Raw genomic sequence first — 16,411 nt, 5'->3', positions numbered from 1 at the left:
CATTTTCCAAGGAAATCCTGCCTTAAATGATATTTTTACTACGTCGCCATTCATGACAACGCGGTATAATCAGCCCTTTTTACGATAACAGGCACTCATGATTCAGGGTCATCCTCCTACGCCCCTTCTACCCCTGAAAACTCACCCCCCAAATTCTTTTGGACGGATGATGTACTAACCCCCGGGTTACAACACTATGAAATCCGGTTTCCCAATGTCTGATTGACAGAAGCTGCAATCGCGGGAACCGGAAGCCCGAACCGGCCTGTGCTGACCTGTATTCAGCAACCGGAGATTCCGCTTCCCTGACATTTAAAATGACAAAAAGCACAGGATACAGATGATGCAAAACAAAAAGCGCTTTACTGCAAACAAGCTTCCCCTGGCTGCAGCAATAACCGCCGCAGTTCTGGCAACCCCGGCTGTTGCTGTTGATTTTCATGGCTATGCCCGGGCAGGCCTGAGCACCACCTCCGACGGTGGTGAACAACTGTGTTACGGCAGTGGTGCAAACGCCCATCTGGTCGGACGACTTGGCGATGAGTGCGACACCTACGGTGAACTGAGCCTGGGTGATGAGTTGTTCAATCAGGATGGCCGGGTTTTTCGCTTCGACACGATGCTGGCTTACCAGGCCGAGAATCAGGGCAATGATTACCAGTCACTGAGTGGTCCCAATGAAGTCACCGGAATTGATTTCCCGAATCAGGAGACCTCGACCTCTTCCAGCGAACCCTGGGCGGGTGGTGACATTGCACTTCGCCAGGCATATGGCTCGGCCAAGGGTGTAATTGGCTGGGCACCCGAAGCCACCCTTTGGGCCGGCAAACGCTATTATCAGCGTAAGGATGTCCACATCCTTGACCTGTATTATATAAACAATTCTGGCTACGGCGCGGGCCTTGAAGGCGTTGACGTGGGCGCAGGCAAGCTCTCCTTCGCAGTGACCAACTTCGACACACCGTCCCGGCACAGCGCTAACACCGACGACTTCTATGTCCAGAACAACAAGATCGACCTGCGCTACGCCTTTCCGGTGGCCTCCGGCAATCTGGAACTAATCGGCATCTACGGCTACGCCGATCTGACCGATGATCAGGACGAAGCCAAGGACACATTAGCAAAAGAAGTGGATCGCGACGGTTATTTCCTAACCGCCGAGTACTCCCACGGCCTGATGGGCGGATTCAACAAGTTTGTTGTCCAGTATGCAGAAGGCTCCATGGGCCACGAGGCATATGTTGCACATGGTGGCGGTGAGTCACTGAACAGCACCTGGTGGGACGGGACCATTGAGGAGAGTTGGCGCGTACTGGACTGGGGCGTCATCAAACTCACCGACAAAGTAGAGCTGGGTTATTCGGCTCTGTATCAACAGGGCAAGACCTACGGCAACACCGCCGAGAATGACCCGCATTTGATGAGCTTTGTTTTGCGTCCAGAGTACAACTGGACAAACTTTATGAAAACCACGCTCGAGCTGGGTTACGACTCCGGCTATTATGACGGCTCTGTATGGTCCACGGACAATGACAAGAACCTCAAGAAAATCGTTGTTGCCCAGGAATGGTCAGCAGGCCCCAGCTTCTGGGCTCGCCCAACCATTCGGCTCTACGCAGGCTCTTTCTTCGGTGACCGCGCAGAAGACAGGGATGACGACGGTAATATCCGGGTTGGTGCCCAGGTAGAAGCCTGGTGGTAAGGCTCTGAATCCCACATTTTTGTTGGACCTCCTCTGGGCCGGCTTTTGCCGGCCCCTTTTTTTTACAGCCGGCACCGTTTCCAGCCTGAACCGTTTCTACTACCCCCACTCCATTTCATCTACGCCCCGAAAAATTGCCTGCCGAAGGATGTTCTTTCAGCTTTATCACGCAACTATGAACCTGACCCAAAAGGGTTCAAAGCCAAACAAAAAAAATGGAAAAGGGGATTTCTCATGCCTGAGCAAAGACTGGTTGCAGGTAGCCTGGTGCTGGCATTTTTGCTGGCCCTGGCCGGCTGCAATTCCGGAAGTGACAACCCTGCGGCGGACGACGACGCCATCGGTGGCGGGACCGACACACTGCTGGAGCCGGGCGAGAATGAAGCACTGCTGTATTACAAACGACCGGACGAAAACTACAGCGGCTGGGGTCTGCACCTCTGGAACAACCCCGCCGACGGCTGCGATGGCCTTGCCGAGGGCGTTCCAACCGAGTGGAACAGCCCCCGGTTACCTGATGGTGTCAGCGACACCTACGGTGCCTGGTACCTGATCCCGATGCGCGAGGCCGGTGAGTGCTTGAACTTCATCATGCATAAGGGTGATGAAAAGGACCTTGGTGGCCTTGACCACCGCTGGCATTTCGGTGCCCTTGGCAACCGCATCTTTACCCTCAGTGGCAGCCAGGAATTATCACAAACCCCGATTGAGGCAGCAGCCGTTACCATCGCTGGCGCCAGAGCCCACTGGCTCGATGAAACCACTGTTGTGATCAAGAATGCAGGCAATCTCGCCCGGGTTGAGCTGCGACACGACCCGAATGCTGAAATCCAGGTTACCGAAAGCAAAACCCTGGACGGCGGAGAGTCTCTGGCACTGTCGGCAACCTCCCTTGCCCCTGCCCTCGCGGAAAAATTCCCACATCTGAGTGACTGGCCGGCTTTCGAAGTCCAGGCAGACACCTCCGAAATCAAAGCGGCCCTGAAAGGACAACTGGTGGCCGCCGGCTTCAACAGCAGCGACGATCTGGTTATGGCGACCGGAGTCCAGGTTCCCGGTGTTCTGGATGACCTGTTTGCTTATGACGGAAAGCTGGGGGCCAGGGTAAACGGTGCTGACGTGGACTTCACCGTCTGGGCACCGACAGCACAGTCTCTGCGCCTCCACGTTTTCGACGATTCGGGCGCTCTGCTCCCGGGCTACCCGGTCAGCATGGCTGAAACTGATGGCGTCTGGACCCATAACGGAAACTTTGCAGATCTGGACCAGCAGTTCTACCAATACGAGGTGAGGGTCTATCACCCACGAACCGGCGCCATCGAAACCACCATGGTTTCAGACCCCTACGCCCTGAGCCTCTCAACCAACGGTCAGTATGCTCAGGTTGTGGATATTCAAACCAACCACAAACCGGCCGGCTGGGACTCACTGACACCCCCGGCCATGCTGGCCCCGGAAGATGTGGTTGTCTATGAGACCCACATCCGCGATTTCAGTGCTACCGATGAAACCCTTGATCCGGCACTGCGAGGCAAGTATCGCGCGTTTACCGCGCCTGCAGACGGCAGCGTCGACAGTATCGCGCACCTGAAATCCCTGGCGGATGCCGGCGTCACCCACCTGCACCTGCTGCCGGCGTTCGACATTGCCACCATCAACGAAGACCCGACCGGGGTAGTAGACATCAACGATGATTTCAGCCGTCTTTGCGATCTGTCCGGGGAGGCTGCCAGCACCTACCAGACTTACTGCACCAGCGGCAAATCCATTCGCCAGGTCCTGGCTGAATTCGACCCGCTCACCGGCGACGCCCAGGCTCTCTACAATACCTTCCGGGACCTGGACAGTTTCAACTGGGGGTATGACCCGGTGCACTTCACGGTTCCCGAAGGCAGTTATGCGTCCGATGCAGACGGCGCCCAGCGCATTCTGGAATTTCGGGAAATGGTGCAGGCGGCAACAGCGCTGGGCCTGAACGTGGTTATGGACGTGGTCTACAACCACACCAACGCCTCCGGGCTTGCTGAAAACTCAGTGCTGGACAAGCTGGTTCCCGGTTACTACCACCGCCAGGATCCGGAAACCGGAGCCGTGGAGCAATCCACCTGCTGCGAGAATACCGCCAGCGAACACGCCATGATGGAAAAGCTGATGGTGGATTCTCTGGTGACCTGGGCAGAACAGTACAAGATCTCAGGCTTCCGTTTTGACCTTATGGGCCACCATATGCTGAGCAACATGGAAAAGGCACTGGCAGCAGTAAAGGCGGTTGATCCGGACACTTATTTTTATGGCGAAGCCTGGAATTTCGGCGAAGTGGCCAATAATGCACGGGGCCGTAATGCCATCCAGTCCAATATGGCAGGCACCGGCATCGGCTCATTCAACGACCGGCTCCGGGATGCGGTCCGCGGCGGCGGTCCCTTTGACGGTGGCGACGCCATCCGCGCCAATCAGGGCTTCGGCAATGGCCTGTTCACCCACCCGAATGATCGCAACAGCGGTAGCGAAGACGAGAAGGCGCGCCTGCTTCAGATCAGCGACTGGATTCGTATCGGTATCGCCGGCAACCTCAAGGATTACACCTTTGAAGCCGCCACAGGCGAGATCACGAGCGGCGCCCAGATCGACTACAACGGACTGAATGCAGGCTATACCGCCGATCCCCAGGAAATCATCAATTACGTGTCGAAGCACGACAACCAGACCCTGTGGGACAACAACCAGTACAAGGCAGACTATTCCGCAACCACAATGGAGCGGGCACAGATGCAGGTGGTCGGCCTGGCAGTTCCCATTCTCAGCCAGGGCATCCCGTTCCTGCATATGGGCTCGGAACTGCTGCGTTCGAAGTCCATGGAGCGGGACAGCTATGATTCCGGCGACTGGTACAACGAAGTGGATTTCAGTTTCCAGGGCTCTGCCTGGAACCGGGGCCTGCCCCGTCAGGACAAGGACGGCTCGAACTGGAATCTGATCAGCGAGGTCATTCAATCGGCAGGAGCCAATGCAGAACCCACACCCGAAGCCATTGCCTATACCAACGAACAGGTCCGGAAACTTCTGTCGGTGCGCAGGGACAGCCCCCTGTTCCGCCTGCAAACCGCCGAAGCTGTCCGGAACCGCCTGAGCTTCCTGAACACCGGCAGCGGGCAGATTCCGGGAGTGATCGGCTACAGCCTGCTGGATGATACCAGTAACGGCCTGGACGATCTGGATGCCGCCAACGACGAGATTGTTGTCGTTATCAACGCAAGCAACACCACACAAACCCTGAGCACGGCACTGACGGGCACCTTTGGGGTCATGGCGGACACATCACCAACCGGCTATGCAGGCGCAGCAGGTGGCGACTTCTCCGTTCCGGCGCTGTCCGTTGCCGTCTTTGCCCGCTAATCAACGACGCCTCAGATCACCTACCGCCACCGGGCCTTCCGGTGGCTTTTAAAAAAAGAAGGAGAACATTGATGAATATGAAACTCAGCGCCCTTAACCTCAACCTTAATCCCGCCCTTGTCTTTGCCTCCGTTCTGGCTGTCACAGGCTGTGCCACAACCGGCGGTGAGCGGGACTATAGCGATTCGCTGTATCTCAGAGGTCAGTTTGCCTGGTGGGATGCTCTGCCCGAGTACAAAGTGAAGAAAGTTGACAGCGGCCTGTATCGCACCCAAGTGGAACTGAAAGCGGATGGCCAGCCTTATGAATTCAAGTTTGGCGATGCCAACTGGAGCAGCGGTACCAATTGCGGCTATCTCTCGGAAAAGGAAGACAAGGTGGTTGAACTCGGCGAGCCGGTCAATGCCAACTGTTCGGCTGTGTTTGAGAATTTCCGTTTTACGCCACCTGAAAGCGCAGTCTACGAGTTTTACTTTGATGCCTCAGGCGAAATCCCGCAGGTCTACGTCAAAAAGGCTACAGCCGAGTAAGCGGAGGAGCGCTCTGGCGCAGATGCAACGCGCCAGAGCCGAGGCATGATTATTTAGTCACTTCGTCATAGCCTTCCTCTATGGAGTCACCGGCTTCGTCCGCGGCGTCGCCCATTTCCTCGCCGGCGTTTTCAGCACCTTCTTTCATTTCACCCATGACGCCTTCATCCTGGCCAGTGGCTTCTTCATAGGTCTCTTCCACTGAGTTTCCTGCGTCGTCCACCATCTCTTCAGCATTGTCCGCGGCCTGCTCAAAATCGGCTCCTTCGTTGTCCTCGGAGCTGCAGGCAGCAAGACCCAAAGTCAAAAACAAAAACAGCGCACTGAGAGTGAACTTATTCATAACATATCCCTCTGTTGGTAAACGTTAGTAACCAAGAACAGGGTAAAGCCATACCCCACACCACACAATTACCTGCCGGTTACCCTTTTTTTAATCGGAGATACCATGAATTTGCTGACCGTCAATTGTCAAAATCCGCTCAAATGGCAGCATGGTTCCGCGACCAAGAAAAATGAAGTCCTGCCCGGCGCGGCTGAAAATGTCCCGTATCACGTCGTGCACAACACACACTTGACCAGCGCTGTCGCGATAGACCACCTCCAGAAGCTGACCGCTGGACAAATATTCACAGAGGGTTGCGCGAAAAGAACCGACCCCTGCAACCAAAGCATCTGACCTTTTCATCTCCAGACCATCCCTGTTTTTTTATCATTTTCGTGCCGAAAGTCTGGTCCAGATTTCCCGTGCCCGCCACTCAAATTGTTTTTTGTCATTTTGAGCCAACGTTGGGAGACGTATTTTTATTTGTTGCATTGCAAGATTGTCGGACATAAGTTTGAGTTACGTGCACCGAACTGGAGAAACACCATGAATGCCAAAATCCGTAACAATCTGGATCCACAGTACATAAAAAAGCCGGCGGACAACCCTGCGGCACCAGGCACCGCTGAAAAATGGAAAGACCCGAAACGCTATCTCTGGCTACTGGGCCCTGCCCTGCCCGGTATAGGCCTGGCGGCCTTGACCGGTTATGCAGTCGCGCCTAAAAAACTGAAAGCACTGGCCTGGACCGGGCCGGCATTGGTTCACGGTATTATTCCGGCTCTGGATCGGGCGATCGGTGAAGACCCCAGCAATCCGCCAGAATCTGCAGTCGGGCCCTTGGAGCAAGACAAGTATTACAGCCGCATCGTCAAGGCCTTTATCCCCACCCAGTACGCAATGACCGTTATGGGTGCCTGGCTGGCAAGCCGCAAGAACACACCGATAGAGGATAAAATCGGCCTGACGCTGACCGTTGGTGCGATTAATGGCGTTGGCATCAACACTGCCCATGAGCTGGGCCATAAATCAAGCAAACTCAATAAACTGATGGCCATGGCTGCACTGGCGCCCACGGGCTACACCCATTTTGTTGTTGAGCATAATTTTGGCCACCACAAGCGCGTCGCAACACCGGAAGATCCTGCAAGCAGTCGCATGGGGGAGAGCTTCTGGAAGTTTTTGCCACGCACAGTGCTCGGTGGTATCAAATCTTCAGTGAAGATCGAGAAGGCGCGACTTGCGCGCAAAGGCAAGAGTTTCTGGAGCCTGGACAATGAACTGCTGCAGGGCTGGGCGATGAGTGCCGGTTTCTTTGGCGCGACCACGCTTGTTTGCGGGCCTCGCGCGGTTCCATTCCTCGCCGCCCAGGCAGTGTATGGTGCCAGTTTACTGGAGAGTGTGAATTACATTGAGCACTATGGCCTCCTGCGCCAGAAGGACAAGAATGGAAAGTACGAGCGCACACAGCCAGAGCATAGCTGGAACAGCAATCATATTGTGACCAATCTGTTCCTGTATCAGTTGCAGCGTCACTCAGATCATCACGCCCATCCACAGCGGAGCTTCCAGGCACTGCGCCACTTCGACAAGGCCCCACAATTACCCGGCGGCTACGCATCGATGCTGTTACCGGCTTACGTGCCCCAGTGGTGGTATGAAACGATGGATAAGCGGGTGATCGATCACTACGAGGGCGATCTGAGCAAGATCAACTGGGATCCGGATCGTAAGGCCGAGCTGATGGCCAAGTATGCGGATTATGCGGCGGAGGTGGCCGCCAAAGCCGCGGCTCGTCGGGAGGAGGCTGGTTCGGCTTCGGAGAAGGCAGCCTGACTGGCACCAGGAGCTCGGAAATTTGAGTTTGTGACGGCTCGCATCGAACTTATGGTGCGGGCCGCCGGTGGGCTCCGACTCCCGGAAATGTCGGTGGCCAAGGATGGCCACCGTCAAGCCCTACAGGGAAGTACTCGTGGGCGTTTCCCGGGAGTCGGAGCCCACCGGCTAAGCAGGCACCTCTAAGCCTAGAACCACTCGGCTTTCATATTCAGGCAAGTGTCATCCATATTCCGCAACAACACCAAGTCCTGAGCCACCGTCGGCAGTTCCCAGTGGAAGAAATACTGGGCGGCCTGCAATTTGCCCTGGTAGAAGTTGCGCTCATCGTCGGTATTGGCAGAAGCCAGCGCATTCGCCGCAGCATTCGCCTGTCGCAGCCACATCCAGGCTACGATGATATGGCCAAACAGATGCAAATAGCAGGAAGCGTTGGCGAGGGTTTTGTCTACTTCGCCGCTCATCAAGGATTTACCCAGATTTTGGGTCACTTTAACGGCCTGTTGCAAGGTTTCACTCAGCGACAAAGCCCACTGCTGGCAGCGGTCGGTGGTTGCAGCCTGCAAATCCACCTGCATCTCCTGCATCAGCAACTGCAAACCGTGGCTTTGATCCTGCCAGATCTTTCGGCCCAACAGATCCAGACCCTGAATCCCACTGGTGCCCTCGTGGATAGGGTTCAGGCGGTTATCACGCCAGCACTGCTCCACCGGGTACTCGCGGGTATAGCCGGCTCCGCCGTATACCTGAATCGCAAGATCGTTAGCCTTCGGGCCGTGTTCTGAGGGCCAGGTCTTGATTACCGGTGTAAGCAGGTCGAGCAGCTTGCCGGCTTCTGTGCGCTTCTGTTCATCCGGATGGGTGTGCTGGTCGTCCATCAGGCGTGCGCCATACAGGCAAAGTGCCAACCCACCTTCGCTGTAGGCTTTCTGGGCCAGCAGCATTCTGCGCACATCCGCATGTTCAATAATCGGCACTTGCGGGCTTTCCGGGTTCTTCTCGGAAGCCTTGCGGCCCTGCAAACGGTCTTTGGCGTATTCCAGGCTGTGCATGTAGCCGCGATAGCCAATCACCGCTGCGCCGAAGCCCACGCCTACCCTGGCCTCGTTCATCATCTGGAACATGTACTTCAGGCCCTGATGGGGCTCGCCCACCAGATAACCGTGGCAGGGCGCATCGTCGCCAAAACTGAGTGCCGTGGAGGTGGTGCCGCGGTAGCCGAGTTTGTGAATCAGGCCGGCCAGACTCACGCCATTACGGTCAGCGGGGTTGCCGTCGCTGTCGACCCGGAACTTGGGAACAATGAACAGGGAGATGCCCTTCACTCCGGCGGGAGCGCCTTTGATTTTGGCAAGCACCATGTGGACTATGTTCTCGGTGATGCTCTGCTCACCACCGGAGATGTAGATTTTTGCGCCTTTTATCAGGTAGTGGCCATCGTCTGCTGGTGTGGCGGAGGTGCGAATGTCCGCCAGCGACGAGCCGGCATGGGGCTCCGTGAGAGCCATGGTGCCACTGTAGCGACCGCTGAGCATGTTGGGCAGAAAGCTGGCTTTCTGGGATTCATTGCCAAAAACGCGAATAAGGTTGGCGGCTGCCGTAGTCAGGAATGGATAACCCGCAGTGCCCGGGTTAGCGGCAGTAAAGAAGCCGTTGCAGGCGGCCATAACAGTCTCGGGAAGCTGCATACCTCCGAGCTCGTAATCATAGCGCCCTGCGATAAACCCGGCTTTGGCGTAGGCGTCAAAGGCCTCTTTCACTTCCGGTAGCATTTGCACCTGGCCATTGACGAACTTTGGCTCGTCTTTGTCCGCCGCGCTGTTGTGGTTGGCGAACTTCTCTCTGGCCATTTTGTCGGCGGTTTCGATGACGGCATCGAAGGTATCACGGTTGTGCTCGTTAAAACGCTCGCGGCTGAGCAGGCCTTCGGTATCAAGCACTTCGTAAAGCTGGAACGCCAGATCGCGGCGGTCTATCAGGGTATCGGTCATTTATGCAGTTTCCTGGTAATTGACTGGTGCATCTCTTAATTGTGTATCGGCTACGAGGATATCAGCTCGCTCAGCCGTTTGTTTCGCAAACAGACCGGGCCGGCTCCCGGTGTCCAAAGGTCGCAGCCTGGGTGGCAATCCGGCCAACGATGTTTGGCCCGGGTTATGCATCATAATCCCTCAACGGCCACTGGCCGTCTATTTTCGTAAAGTAAACTGACAGGTGTCATCTGGGAGAAACGTGCCATGAACGCACCGGTTCAACAAACCCGGGCTGAAGTTCTCAGCAGGCTATACAGCATGAAGCTGGAACAGCTGGAGCAGGCAGTCAGGCAGGGCAACAGCCTGCACACCCGGGTACTGGAAGCCGAAGCCCAAGCCATTTTCAACGCTCTTAAATCGGCATGCAGTAAACGGGCTGATAGTGCCCCTTAGCGTCACCTCTCCACCACGTCTGTACTTGATCGATCATAAGTTGACTTGACCTGCGAGCCCGGGCACGTATCATCTACTCTCAGGTTTTACTAACGGAGCAACCATGACCGCAAGGCTCGTCGGCGGCATGCAGATTAACCGCCCCCCGGTTACCGCTGACATCGCACAGCATCGTGGGCGTTTACCTTACTTTCCAGACCCGCCAGCCTCCTGCTGACTCAACTCCTGTTAAGCGCCACAATTACCTTGATAGATTTATGCAAGGTGGCCAACCGGAGGCTAGACTCAGGCACACAAACCAATTCCATTCATAAAAAAGAAAACCGCTAACGAGGTTGCGATGTCGCTACCGCTGGTTGTACTACTGCCGTTTCTGGGGGCCATAGCGGCACCCTTGTTTGCCCAGGGCGGGCGAACGGCTATCGCAATAGCATCATCTGTCCCGGCATTGATTGCGCTGGCGGCGCTGTTTCCACACTGGGCTGTTCTTTCGGCCGGTGACACGGTACTTCACACTTACGAGTGGTTGCCTGCACTGGGGCTCTCATTCAGCTTCCGTCTTGATGGCCTGGCGCTTCTGTTTGCGCTGCTGATACTGGTCATCGGCCTTCTGGTCATTATTTATTCCCATTATTACCTCAAGGCCAAGGAGAATGTAGCCAAGTTCTACTCCCTGCTGCTGTGCTTCAAAGGCTCAATGCTGGGCATTGTTCTCTCCGGCAACCTGCTTTTGATGCTCATTTTCTGGGAGCTCACCAGCCTGACCTCCTTCCTGCTGATCAGTTTCTGGACCCATAAACAGGATGCCCGGCGCGGCGCCCGGATGGCACTGGCGATAACCGGCGGCGGTGGCCTCGCCCTGCTGGCCGGCATTCTGCTTATTGGCAATATTGTGGGCAGTTTTGAACTGGACGATGTACTTGCGGCGAGCGAGCAGATCAAAGCGCACACCTTGTACCCGGTAGCACTGACTCTGGTTTTGCTCGGCGCCTTTACCAAATCTGCCCAGTTCCCGTTTCATTTTTGGCTGCCCCATGCCATGCAGGCGCCCACGCCGATTTCCGCTTACCTGCACTCTGCCACTATGGTAAAGGCGGGGATATTCCTGATGGCGCGTCTGTATCCGGCGTTGGCGGGAACCGAGCAATGGTTCTACATGGTCAGTTTTACCGGCATGGCCACACTGCTTCTTGGCGCCTATATCGCCATGTTCAAACACGATCTGAAAGGGCTGCTTGCCTATTCCACCGTAAGTCATCTGGGCCTTATTACCCTGCTGTTGGGCATGGGCACCCAACTGGCTGCCGTTGCCGCGATCTTCCATGTTATCAACCACGCCACCTTCAAGGCTTCACTATTCATGGCCGCCGGCATTATTGACCATGAAACAGGCACCCGCGATATGCGGCGAATCAACGGGCTCTGGCGCTATATGCCCCACACTGCAACCCTGGCCATGGTTGCCGCTTCATCCATGGCGGGTGTGCCTTTGCTGAACGGTTTTCTCAGCAAGGAAATGTTCTTTGCTGAGTCTCTGCAGCTCAACCTCCCCGGCCTCTGGGCCTGGGTGCCTCCGATTATTGCGACCCTGGCGGGTATTTTTTCGGTTGCCTACTCCGCACGCTTTGTTCACGACGTATTCTTTAATGGTAAGCCCGTGGATCTGCCAATATTTCCGCCCCACGAGCCTCCCCGCTACATGAAGTTTCCGGTGGAGATTCTGGTGTTCGCCTGCATTATGGTTGGTGTATTTCCCGCCGTCTCTGTGGGGCCGCTGCTGTTTTCTGCAGCCTCTGCCACCCTTGGTGGTGATGTGCCCGATTATCAACTGGCAATTCTTCACGGCTTTAACCTGCCGCTGCTGATGAGCTTTCTGGCCTTTTTCGGTGGCCTGCTGATGTACACTCAGCGCCGACGCTTTTTCGACTTCCATGCCCAGCTCCGGGAAGTTGACGGCAAGGCTGTGTTTGAGTTTGCGGTTTCAGAGATCGAGAAGTTGGCTCACCGCTTTACCGAATGGCTGGAAAATGGCTCTTTGCAGCGCTACGCCACGCTGCTGGTGGTAAGCGTTATTGCGGTAGCCGCGATGCCCCTGGCCGAAAACGGTTTCCATATTGGTGAGAACGGGCTGAGCCCTGTGGACTGGCCCACGGGTATTGCTGCCGGCGTGCTGGTTGTGTCCGCACTGGCAACGGCATTCTGGCACCGGGAGCGGTTTTACGCGCTGGTACTGTTGAGTGTTGTTGGCCTGGTAGTGGCTCTGACGTTTGCCCGTTTCTCCGCGCCGGACCTGGCCATGACACAGCTATCGGTGGAAGTCGTTACCATTGTTCTGCTGATGCTCGCACTATATTACATGCCCTCCTGGACACCCATGGAAAGCTCTCAAGGGCGCCGCATTCGCGATGCTCTGATTGCCCTGGCGGCAGGAACCGGCATGACGCTGATTACCCTGGCCATGCTGACCCAGCCTTTCAGCTCCATTTCCGAGTTCTTCCTGGAAAACAGCAAACCCGGTGGTGGCGGTACCAACGTGGTGAACGTGATCCTGGTGGACTTCCGTGGTTTCGATACACTGGGCGAGATAACGGTACTGGCCATCGCGGCGCTTGGCATCTACGCCATGCTGAAAAATACAGCCCTTACCCCCCCGCCAGGAGACGGCCTGGGCCATCCCTGGACCCGGGATCACTACCCGCTGATGCTCAGGCAAATTGCCCGGCCCATGCTACCGCTGGCACTGATGGTGTCTGTCTATATTTTCCTGCGCGGGCATAATCTGCCCGGGGGCGGCTTTATCGCTGGCCTGATTACCTCCGTGGCGCTGATTCTCCAGTACATTGCCAGTGGCATGATATGGACCCAGGATCGTATCCCGTTCCGGTACCACAATGTAATTGGCCTTGGCTTACTGTTTGCCACCATTGCCGGGGCCGGCAGCCTGGCCTTTGGCTACCCCTTCCTGACCACCACATTCGGTTACATCACCTGGCCTGTGGTGGGCAAATTCGAAGTGGCCTCGGCTCTGGTATTCGACCTGGGTGTTTACCTGGCAGTCATTGGCGCAACCCTGCTGGCGCTGGTCAGCATTGGCCGGCTGTCGCCTCATTCGGCTATCAAAAGTAAAAAGGAAAGCGCGTAATGGAACTGCTGTTTGCATTGGTTATTGGTGCTTTGACCGCATCTGGCGTTTACCTGCTTCTGCGGGCCCGCACCTTCCCTGTAATCATGGGGCTGACACTGCTTTCCTATGGAGTAAACCTGTTCCTGTTTGCCACCGGGCGCCTTGCCACAGGCCAGCAGCCGGTCATCGGGACCGCCGCGAGCTATTCCGACCCTTTACCCCAGGCATTGGTGCTCACGGCCATCGTAATCGGTTTTGCCATGACCGCGTTTCTGGTTGTTCTGTCTCTGCGTAATCTGGCAGATAACGATAATGATCATGTGGACGGCCAACGCAGGAAAACACCGCCCTCGAAACAGGAAAAAGAGGCAACCGGTAAATGACCCACTGGCTTATCGCTCCCATTCTGATACCACTGCTCGGCGGCATTCTGCAGGTGTTCATGGGCTACGCCCCAATCAGCCTGCGCCGGACGCTGGCAATCGCTACCACCGTACTGATACTGGTGTCCGCTGCTGTACTGCTGGCAATTGCCAGCGATGGCAACTACCGCATTTATGCGTTTGGCAACTGGCAGCCACCCTTTGGCATCGTGCTGGTGCTCGACCGGCTGGCGGCACTGATGCTGGTGCTGACGGCGGTTCTCGGCCTGTTCTGTCACATTTACGCCAGTGGCGGCGCCGATGAGGGCAACCGGCAATTTCACGGGCTGTTTCTGTTCCAGCTGATGGGGCTGAATATTGCGTTTTTAACCGGCGACCTGTTCAACCTGTTCGTTGCATTTGAAGTTCTGCTTATTGCCTCTTATGGGCTGCTCATGCATGGCGGCGGCACCACCCGCACGGTGCCGGGTCTTCACTATGTTGTTCTCAACCTGGCCGGTTCTGCCCTGTTCCTGATCAGCGTAGGCATGATTTACAGCGTAACCGGTACCCTGAACATGGCGGATCTTGCTGTCAAAATACCCCAGGTGACCGGTAGTAACCTTAATCTGGTGAAGGCCGGCGGCATGATGCTGCTGGTCGTTTTCGGCCTGAAAGCCGCCATTTTGCCCCTGTGTTTCTGGTTACCAAAAGCCTATGCCAGAGCAACGGCTCCGGTTGCTGCGCTGTTTGCGGTTATGACCAAGGTGGGCGTTTACGCCATTATCAGAGTGTACCCGCTGATCTTTGGAGAAGGTGCCGGCGAGCTCGCCAACCTTGGTATGGACTGGCTTTTTCCTCTGGCATTGGTCACCCTGAGCATGGGCGTTATCGGCGCGCTGGGCGCGGGTAACCTGAAAACCCTGGTGGCCTGGCAGGTCATCATTTCCGTGGGCACTCTGCTGGCACCCATTGCACTGGGTTCTGTCGCCGGCTTGTCTGCGGCTCTGTTCTATCTGGTCAGCACCACCTGGACCGTTGCCGCCCTGTTTCTGGTTTCGGAACTGGTGGCAAACCAGAGAGGCACAGCCGCAGACAGCATCGTAACAGCGCCCAAAATGCGCCACAGAACCTTCCTGAGCGTGCTGTTTCTTATTGGCGCTGTAGCCGCTGCCGGTTTACCGCCTTTGAGTGGATTTTTCGGCAAACTGCTGATTCTCCAATCTGTTGAGCCCGGCGCCGAGATGGCCTGGCTCTGGGGTGTTCTGCTGGTTGGCGGCTTTCTGACGCTTATTGCCTATAGTCGCGCCGGCAGCATCGTCTTCTGGTGGAATGTAGATGGCCACCTGGAAACCCCGGAACCCATGAACAACCGGGTAGCGGTGTCCACTGGTATTCTGACCTGCCTGACCATGCTCATCGTGGTTTTCGCGGGGCCTCTGAGCGATTACACCCGGGCCACCGCTGAGCAGTTGTATGACAACCGGGGCTATATCAATATCCTGCAAACGCCGATGCACGTTCCGCCGAACACATTGGTGGGGAGGTAAACCGATGTTCGACCGCCTGAGTTTTCCTCAACCCTGGCTGAGCCTGATTCTGTTCCTCACCTGGCAGATACTCAGCGATGGCGTATCCGGTGGCAGTGTTGTTCTGGGTGTTATCCTGGCCTGGCTGATCCCCCAGATGACTCAAGGGTTCTGGCCGGAACGCCCCGCCTTTGTAAAAACCTGGCGCATGCCTGGCTATATACTGCGGGTGCTGAAGGATATTGTAGCAGCCAGTTTTTCTGTGGCCTGGCTGATCCTGAGCCCGCGCACGCCACGACCGGCGTTCGTCAGCTACCCGCTGCAGCTTGATCATCCGCTGGCAATCTCCATTCTGGCGAGCACCATCTCGCTCACTCCCGGGACCGTCAGTGCAGACGTCAGTGATGATAACAAAACCCTCCTGATCCACGTGCTGGATGCAACCAGTGATCAGGAGGTTATTGAGGCCATTTACAACAGCTATGAAAAGCCGCTGATGGAGATGTTCCGATGATTACCATTGCCCTGTATCTGACCATCGCCATGGTGACCCTGGCCGCACTGCTCAACGTATATCGCCTGATAAAAGGGCCGGATGAGCCAGACCGGGTTCTGGCCATTGATACACTCTATATCAACGCCATTGCCCTGATCATCCTGCTGGGCATCACGCTGAGTACGCGCATGTACCTTGAATCTGCCTTGCTGATTGCAGTTATGGGCTTTGTCAGCACTGTGGCCATGGCCAAGTACCTGAAGCGCGGCAGCGTCATTGAGTAACAACCGGAGATAAATCATGAGCCCGTTTGCAGAATATGCTATTTCGGCCCTGCTGCTGTTCGGTGGTGCTTTTACTCTGATCGGCGCATTTGGCCTGGCCCGGCTGCCGGATTTTTACACCCGGCTGCACGGCCCAACCAAGGCAACCACCGTGGGCGTGGGGGCCATCATGCTCAGCTCGGTTATCTACTTCAGTGCCATCGGCGAGGGCATTGGCATTTCGGAAATTCTGATCACCGTATTTTTGCTGATGACAGCCCCGGTCAGTGCCAACATGCTGGCCAAAGCTGCCATGCACATAGGTGTAAAAGCCATGGAGGGCACAGAAGGCAAGCCCTGGGAGCAGTAGCTTGCGCCCGGGTATTAACAAGGGCGCATTGCAGACTTCCGGTTTTAATTCA

At 56.1% G+C, this 16,411-nt stretch carries 14 protein-coding genes; 12 read left to right on the top strand and 2 right to left on the bottom strand.

What is annotated here, in order from left to right; genetic code table 11:
- Positions 1-340 precede the first annotated feature (340 nt).
- The 3 genes from lamB (at position 341) to CDH48_RS01760 (ending at position 5,628) form a co-directional block, all read left to right on the top strand.
- Complete coding sequence (gene lamB, locus CDH48_RS01770) at positions 341-1,702, top strand: maltoporin LamB (RefSeq protein WP_227520879.1); 1,362 nt, start codon at positions 341-343, stop codon at positions 1,700-1,702.
- Positions 1,703-1,936: 234 nt separating this feature from the next.
- On the top strand, positions 1,937-5,098 hold the full coding sequence (gene pulA, locus CDH48_RS01765) for a pullulanase-type alpha-1,6-glucosidase (protein WP_100686981.1): 3,162 nt from the start codon (positions 1,937-1,939) through the stop codon (positions 5,096-5,098).
- 71 nt (positions 5,099-5,169) lie between these two features.
- Complete coding sequence (locus tag CDH48_RS01760; protein ID WP_227520878.1) at positions 5,170-5,628, top strand: hypothetical protein; 459 nt, start codon at positions 5,170-5,172, stop codon at positions 5,626-5,628.
- 49 nt (positions 5,629-5,677) lie between these two features.
- On the opposite strand, the gene CDH48_RS01755 is transcribed toward CDH48_RS01760, so the two are convergent.
- Positions 5,678-5,971, bottom strand: a complete 294-nt coding sequence (locus CDH48_RS01755) for a hypothetical protein (protein ID WP_100686980.1) — start codon at positions 5,969-5,971, stop codon at positions 5,678-5,680.
- A gap of 105 nt (positions 5,972-6,076) precedes the next feature.
- Between CDH48_RS01755 and CDH48_RS19075 the strand changes: the two genes are divergently transcribed.
- Both CDH48_RS19075 and CDH48_RS01745 read left to right on the top strand, forming a co-directional pair.
- Positions 6,077-6,307 (top strand): hypothetical protein, encoded by a 231-nt coding sequence (locus tag CDH48_RS19075; RefSeq protein WP_157807785.1) that lies wholly within the window; start codon positions 6,077-6,079, stop codon positions 6,305-6,307.
- A gap of 192 nt (positions 6,308-6,499) precedes the next feature.
- Positions 6,500-7,789, top strand: a complete 1,290-nt coding sequence (locus CDH48_RS01745; RefSeq protein ID WP_100686978.1) for an alkane 1-monooxygenase — start codon at positions 6,500-6,502, stop codon at positions 7,787-7,789.
- A gap of 188 nt (positions 7,790-7,977) precedes the next feature.
- Here the strand turns inward: CDH48_RS01745 and CDH48_RS01740 are convergent, their stop codons facing one another.
- Complete coding sequence (locus CDH48_RS01740) at positions 7,978-9,780, bottom strand: acyl-CoA dehydrogenase (protein WP_100686977.1); 1,803 nt, start codon at positions 9,778-9,780, stop codon at positions 7,978-7,980.
- Between the two features lie 246 nt (positions 9,781-10,026).
- On the opposite strand from CDH48_RS01740, the gene CDH48_RS01735 reads away from it, so the two are divergent.
- The 7 genes from CDH48_RS01735 to CDH48_RS01705 all read left to right on the top strand — a co-directional run bounded on the left by CDH48_RS01735 (position 10,027) and on the right by CDH48_RS01705 (position 16,359).
- Complete coding sequence (locus CDH48_RS01735; protein ID WP_100686976.1) at positions 10,027-10,215, top strand: hypothetical protein; 189 nt, start codon at positions 10,027-10,029, stop codon at positions 10,213-10,215.
- Between the two features lie 340 nt (positions 10,216-10,555).
- A complete protein-coding gene (locus CDH48_RS01730) occupies positions 10,556-13,357 on the top strand; it encodes a monovalent cation/H+ antiporter subunit A (RefSeq protein WP_100686975.1) in 2,802 nt (933 codons plus the stop codon).
- Complete coding sequence (locus CDH48_RS01725) at positions 13,357-13,722, top strand: Na+/H+ antiporter subunit C (protein ID WP_100686974.1); 366 nt, start codon at positions 13,357-13,359, stop codon at positions 13,720-13,722. Before CDH48_RS01730 ends, CDH48_RS01725 begins: the two co-directional genes overlap by 1 nt.
- Positions 13,719-15,251: a monovalent cation/H+ antiporter subunit D gene (locus CDH48_RS01720; protein ID WP_100686973.1), complete on the top strand. Its 1,533-nt coding sequence runs from the start codon at positions 13,719-13,721 to the stop codon at positions 15,249-15,251. The genes CDH48_RS01725 and CDH48_RS01720 overlap by 4 nt, the downstream gene beginning before the upstream one ends.
- A gap of 4 nt (positions 15,252-15,255) precedes the next feature.
- The gene (locus CDH48_RS01715) at positions 15,256-15,744 is read left to right on the top strand and encodes a Na+/H+ antiporter subunit E (RefSeq protein ID WP_100686972.1); all 489 of its coding nucleotides are present in this window, start codon (positions 15,256-15,258) and stop codon (positions 15,742-15,744) included.
- Positions 15,741-16,010 carry a K+/H+ antiporter subunit F gene (locus CDH48_RS01710; protein WP_100686971.1) on the top strand — a complete coding sequence of 90 codons (270 nt, stop codon included), beginning with the start codon at positions 15,741-15,743 and terminating at the stop codon, positions 16,008-16,010. The genes CDH48_RS01715 and CDH48_RS01710 overlap by 4 nt, the downstream gene beginning before the upstream one ends.
- A gap of 16 nt (positions 16,011-16,026) precedes the next feature.
- The gene (locus tag CDH48_RS01705) at positions 16,027-16,359 is read left to right on the top strand and encodes a Na+/H+ antiporter subunit G (protein WP_100686970.1); all 333 of its coding nucleotides are present in this window, start codon (positions 16,027-16,029) and stop codon (positions 16,357-16,359) included.
- Positions 16,360-16,411 lie beyond the last annotated feature (52 nt).

The organism is Marinobacter aromaticivorans (assembly GCF_002806975.1).
Taxonomy (GTDB): domain Bacteria; phylum Pseudomonadota; class Gammaproteobacteria; order Pseudomonadales; family Oleiphilaceae; genus Marinobacter; species Marinobacter aromaticivorans.
The sequence above is the reverse complement of the archived record's forward strand: the minus strand, read 5'-3'. Positions and strand labels throughout refer to the sequence as shown.

What these genes read in the sequence shown, in the direction of transcription:
- CDH48_RS01730 (WP_100686975.1), top strand. Translation starts at nt 10,556, where the DNA reads ATGTCGCTACCGCTGGTTGTACTACTGCCGTTTCTGGGGGCCATAGCG.
- CDH48_RS19075 (WP_157807785.1), top strand. Translation starts at nt 6,077, where the DNA reads ATGAATTTGCTGACCGTCAATTGTCAAAATCCGCTCAAATGGCAGCAT.
- CDH48_RS01755 (WP_100686980.1), bottom strand. Translation starts at nt 5,971, where the DNA reads ATGAATAAGTTCACTCTCAGTGCGCTGTTTTTGTTTTTGACTTTGGGT.
- CDH48_RS01710 (WP_100686971.1), top strand. Translation starts at nt 15,741, where the DNA reads ATGATTACCATTGCCCTGTATCTGACCATCGCCATGGTGACCCTGGCC.
- CDH48_RS01760 (WP_227520878.1), top strand. Translation starts at nt 5,170, where the DNA reads ATGAATATGAAACTCAGCGCCCTTAACCTCAACCTTAATCCCGCCCTT.
- CDH48_RS01735 (WP_100686976.1), top strand. Translation starts at nt 10,027, where the DNA reads ATGAACGCACCGGTTCAACAAACCCGGGCTGAAGTTCTCAGCAGGCTA.
- pulA (WP_100686981.1), top strand. Translation starts at nt 1,937, where the DNA reads ATGCCTGAGCAAAGACTGGTTGCAGGTAGCCTGGTGCTGGCATTTTTG.
- CDH48_RS01715 (WP_100686972.1), top strand. Translation starts at nt 15,256, where the DNA reads ATGTTCGACCGCCTGAGTTTTCCTCAACCCTGGCTGAGCCTGATTCTG.
- CDH48_RS01720 (WP_100686973.1), top strand. Translation starts at nt 13,719, where the DNA reads ATGACCCACTGGCTTATCGCTCCCATTCTGATACCACTGCTCGGCGGC.
- CDH48_RS01705 (WP_100686970.1), top strand. Translation starts at nt 16,027, where the DNA reads ATGAGCCCGTTTGCAGAATATGCTATTTCGGCCCTGCTGCTGTTCGGT.
- CDH48_RS01740 (WP_100686977.1), bottom strand. Translation starts at nt 9,780, where the DNA reads ATGACCGATACCCTGATAGACCGCCGCGATCTGGCGTTCCAGCTTTAC.
- lamB (WP_227520879.1), top strand. Translation starts at nt 341, where the DNA reads ATGATGCAAAACAAAAAGCGCTTTACTGCAAACAAGCTTCCCCTGGCT.
- CDH48_RS01745 (WP_100686978.1), top strand. Translation starts at nt 6,500, where the DNA reads ATGAATGCCAAAATCCGTAACAATCTGGATCCACAGTACATAAAAAAG.
- CDH48_RS01725 (WP_100686974.1), top strand. Translation starts at nt 13,357, where the DNA reads ATGGAACTGCTGTTTGCATTGGTTATTGGTGCTTTGACCGCATCTGGC.